Here is a 3,947-nt window from a genome sequence, read left to right on the forward strand (position 1 = left end):
AAATGTATCTGGATACACGCCACACAAGCGTTTGAACTCTGTTGGCTTTAAAGTTTTTACTTGTTCGTAAGTCATCTTTCAATCTTAACTCTTGGACTATTTTATCCTATTTTGTCTAGACTTATGCAAGAGATCTATAGACATTAAAAACGCATTCGCTACCATCACCAAGAATAGCACGTCCTCGTCTTTTCCATTTCAGGTTTAGCTGATCGATTAGGTCTGGTGGCAATGAAAGCCAACCATTAAAACCTGTATCAACGATCGCATCTTGCGCGTAAATATTTCCTTCAGAGTCACAAGATCGAAAGTGAAATAATCGCCTCAAAATCCGCGTTAACGATTCCGGCGATCATACTAATCTCTTTGTCCGTCCACCAAATCGGCGAACATAGCGAGAACCGACTCGAACAATCCAGATTTGAGCATCTGGGTGACGGGCTTCGAGTCTATTGCAAGCAGATATTTCACGCGCATCAATTTCAAAGTCGCCAGTTTCAAGGTCAATTGCTACAATTTTGCCCTGATTACCCAATTCGACTTGTGGACGTATTTGAGTTTGATAAATCAGATCGCCACGCTGGGCAAATTCTTCTTTGCTATAGCGGGGTTGTCGGACTGTCATAGGATTGATCTTGTTGCAACTTTTGCCCCTCTATTTTAACCTAAACATCGGGAATCTTCGCTAACATTCCCCAACTGGGCCCACCAGAGCGGCATCGCATTTAGACCACAGCTTCAATCAATGGGCATGGTGCGTTCCCCAAAAATCGATCAGTGGAGCAGTAGGACTTGCATTAGCGAACGCACCCTACGGCTACCCACCAGCAAGCAGATTGGCGAGATGTTTGGTTTTAAGCCGCGCATTAGCGCTCAAATCTGTCAGGAATGGGTAAAAAGTCGATTTTTGGCAATTGTCGATCCCTCGAACCGGGCCCGGAAATATAAACTCTCTGGGCTATATGAAGAGTTGCTCAAGAGTTCATCTCAGCCCACGGTTATCCCTAGGTGGCAGCGATCAATAAAGTAGCTTAGAGTAGTAATAGTAAAAAACTCATCTTTGTGTACTTTGTGCCTTTGTGGTTGTTCAGCTAAGATACATAATTTTGGAGTGATTACAAAATGGAAAGTACATCAGTTAAGCTTTTTATTTCTTATTCCCACAGAGACGAGGCGCTCAGACAGCATTTAGATAAACACTTAGCTTCGCTGAAGCGGCAAAAAGTGATTGATTCCTGGCACGATCGCAAGCTTGAAGCTGGGATGGAATGGGCCAACAAAATTGATGAGAACCTGAACCAAGCTGACATTATCTTGCTGTTGATTAGTCCTGATTTTATTTACTCAAATTACTGCTCTGAAATTGAAATGGAACAGGCAATTAAACAGCATGATGCTGGTGAGGCGATAATAGTACCTATTATCCTAGAACCCTGCGACTGGAAATGGCTTGCTGTTAGTAAATACCAAGCTTTTCCCAAAGATGCCAAGCCGATCACAACTTGGAATAATGAAAACGAAGCTTTTTTGGACGTAATTCAAGGGATTCGTCTCGTCGCCGAACGTCTGTTTGAGCAGCGCCAGCAAAAATTTAAAGAGAAAAAAGCTGCACAAGATCAATATCTTAAGAAAGTTGAGGAGATTTTATCTTCTAATGGAGAAATTTCTATTCCAGCACAAGATACGCTAGATGAACTTCGAGAAGAGTTGAAATTGACTTCTGAAGAGGCTGAAGAATTACAAAACCGTGCTTTTGAGCCTTACAAAAAGTATAAAGAACATCTACAAAAATACGAGAAAACTTTTCTGAAGGTAATTCAAAAAGAATATCCTGTTAGTGATAAAACTAAAGCGGATTTGAAGCTTCGCCAAAGAGATTTAGGGATTAAACATGAGGATGCCGAGCAAATTGAACAATGGATTCTTGCTCAGGTAACAGTGGAAAGTCGAGAGCAAGTAAAAGCAGAAGAGTCTCAGATACATCCACAACCAGAGGCTTTTTTAAATAGCAGTGAAAACCCTTCCCAACTTCAACCAAAAACTGTAATATCTGCCGCAATATCTGCTGCTATCGATCCAATATTTTTAGAGCGTTGTCAACGAGAACTCGCTCGTTATATCGGACCAATGGCACAGTTTATTATGGCAGATATTCTTGCTGAACATTCACAAATAGAACGACCACAACTGGTTGAGTTACTATCTGGCGAAATTACCAATCCTGAAAAGGCAAAAGAATTTAAACAAAATCTATTATAACAAATGAATTAGTTTAATTTATTCACAACTGCGATTGCCTTTATTGTTCAGCCTTTTGATGGCAATTTCTAAGCTGGTTTTCATGCGCGTAAAAGCGTCAACTAAACGACCTACTTCGTCGTTATATTGTTTATCGAAATTAGCATCCATATCGCCTAAACTGACTGCTTCTGCAACTTTAGTTATTCGATTAATTGGTCGGACAACATACTGTTTCAGCCAGAGGTTTACCAGGAATATAGCTATCGCAAAAATCCCAGTAAAAACTCCTATGACGAGAAGAAAACGTTGATTGGCATTTTTATAAACTTGATCAGCAGGAACGTAAATAATCTTAGTCCCGATAACTTTGTTTAATTCCCAGCCAAATCCCTGATTGGCTTGATATATACCTTGTTTATATAAAACCTGTAATGATTGAGGAGACTTTTCTAGACTACTATGACAGCTTAAGCAGCTAACTTGAGTGATTTTAATAGGACGAGCAGCATAAAAGTTTTTTTGCCCATTGATCAACAGAAAACCTTGCGATATATTTTTTTCTCCCAATTGATCTTGCTGAGTTAATTGATCTATAATCTTTATCTCTTCTTCTGTTGCTTTATCCTTGATATTAGTTGGGTTAATCATAGCATCTTTATATGTATATTCTCCATAATGAGATTTATAGGATGTAGTAAAAATATCAAATACTTGACGTACAGCGTAGGAAGGAATAGTCTCTGATAAAAGTTGTTCTGGTGCTTGCTTCTGTAGCAGGGGAGTAACTCTGTCTTGGTTGTACTTGCGAACAGCGTCCATAGTTGAGATTAGAAGATTAGCGCGTGTGTTCATTTCATTCTCCACTGTGTTAAGGACAATACTATAAAAGACAACACTGCTGACAATAATCCCTCCCAAAAAAATTGTCAGCATTAGAGTGGTCAGTCTCTTGCTTAGATTCCAATCTTCCGGGATTAACTTAAAGATTTTCATTGTTTTGATCTTGGTCTCTAATTTGCGTTGGTGTTTGTTAATATATGAGGCTCTTCGTTACTTGTTATGGTTCGATAGGGGGGCATAAATCGACTAAATCCTTATCTGGCAAAAGACTTAATTGATTAGTTCGCTCTAGAGCAAAAACAATTGACAAAAATCGCTAAATGCCTTTCTATATAAGGGTTACATCCCTTATAACCCCCGTCCATTGCATAACACAAACCGAAGAGCCATATATGATCGCCACTCTTCAAGAAGAAGGGCTAATTCAAGTTTGAAGTACACCAGTACATGACTGATTGAAGAATACCTCAGATGGGATGCGATAGTCAAGGGATTTTTGGAGTCGATGGTTGATTAAATCCTTCACTCGGTCTACCTCGGCGTTGTCAGATAAAGAGATGAGAAGGCAAAATAGCAGGGATGATGTTAAGCGTATCTGTCTGAAAATGTATGTAAATCTGGACTTCCCCCGTATAAACATACTAGCTATGGCTAAAAGTCTTACAGAGCCTGAGTTAAAGCAATATAACACTAATGGACTACTGGACACAAAATCCTGAAGTCCTTACGCAGATAGGGTTTGAGGCAAAAATTTTCAAATTTGACCTTTCGACCATTATAGCTTGTTTCGGGGCAGAAAACCAGCAAAAACATGGCTACAGAGGAAATCGCTTACTCTAGAGATTAATCACACTATCTGTTACAAT

At 39.5% G+C, this 3,947-nt stretch carries 3 protein-coding genes; 1 reads left to right on the top strand and 2 read right to left on the bottom strand.

Going from position 1 to position 3,947, the window contains the following annotated elements:
- Positions 1-352: 352 nt before the first annotated feature.
- A complete protein-coding gene (locus tag PX482_RS26890; protein WP_002757090.1) occupies positions 353-625 on the bottom strand; it encodes a hypothetical protein in 273 nt (90 codons plus the stop codon).
- Between the two features lie 497 nt (positions 626-1,122).
- On the opposite strand from PX482_RS26890, the gene PX482_RS26895 reads away from it, so the two are divergent.
- Complete coding sequence (locus PX482_RS26895; protein WP_002757091.1) at positions 1,123-2,259, top strand: toll/interleukin-1 receptor domain-containing protein; 1,137 nt, start codon at positions 1,123-1,125, stop codon at positions 2,257-2,259.
- An 18-nt stretch (positions 2,260-2,277) separates the two neighbouring features.
- On the opposite strand, the gene PX482_RS26900 is transcribed toward PX482_RS26895, so the two are convergent.
- A complete protein-coding gene (locus PX482_RS26900; RefSeq protein ID WP_002757092.1) occupies positions 2,278-3,234 on the bottom strand; it encodes a Tll0287-like domain-containing protein in 957 nt (318 codons plus the stop codon).
- Between the last annotated feature and the right edge of the window lie 713 nt (positions 3,235-3,947).

The organism is Microcystis sp. M53602_WE12 (genome assembly GCF_030065455.1).
GTDB classification, from domain to species: domain Bacteria; phylum Cyanobacteriota; class Cyanobacteriia; order Cyanobacteriales; family Microcystaceae; genus Microcystis; species Microcystis aeruginosa.

Bases quoted from the DNA above. Each gene is read 5' to 3' on its own strand.
- PX482_RS26890 (WP_002757090.1), bottom strand. From the start codon at position 625: ATGACAGTCCGACAACCCCGCTATAGCAAAGAAGAATTTGCCCAGCGT.
- PX482_RS26895 (WP_002757091.1), top strand. From the start codon at position 1,123: ATGGAAAGTACATCAGTTAAGCTTTTTATTTCTTATTCCCACAGAGAC.
- PX482_RS26900 (WP_002757092.1), bottom strand. From the start codon at position 3,234: ATGAAAATCTTTAAGTTAATCCCGGAAGATTGGAATCTAAGCAAGAGA.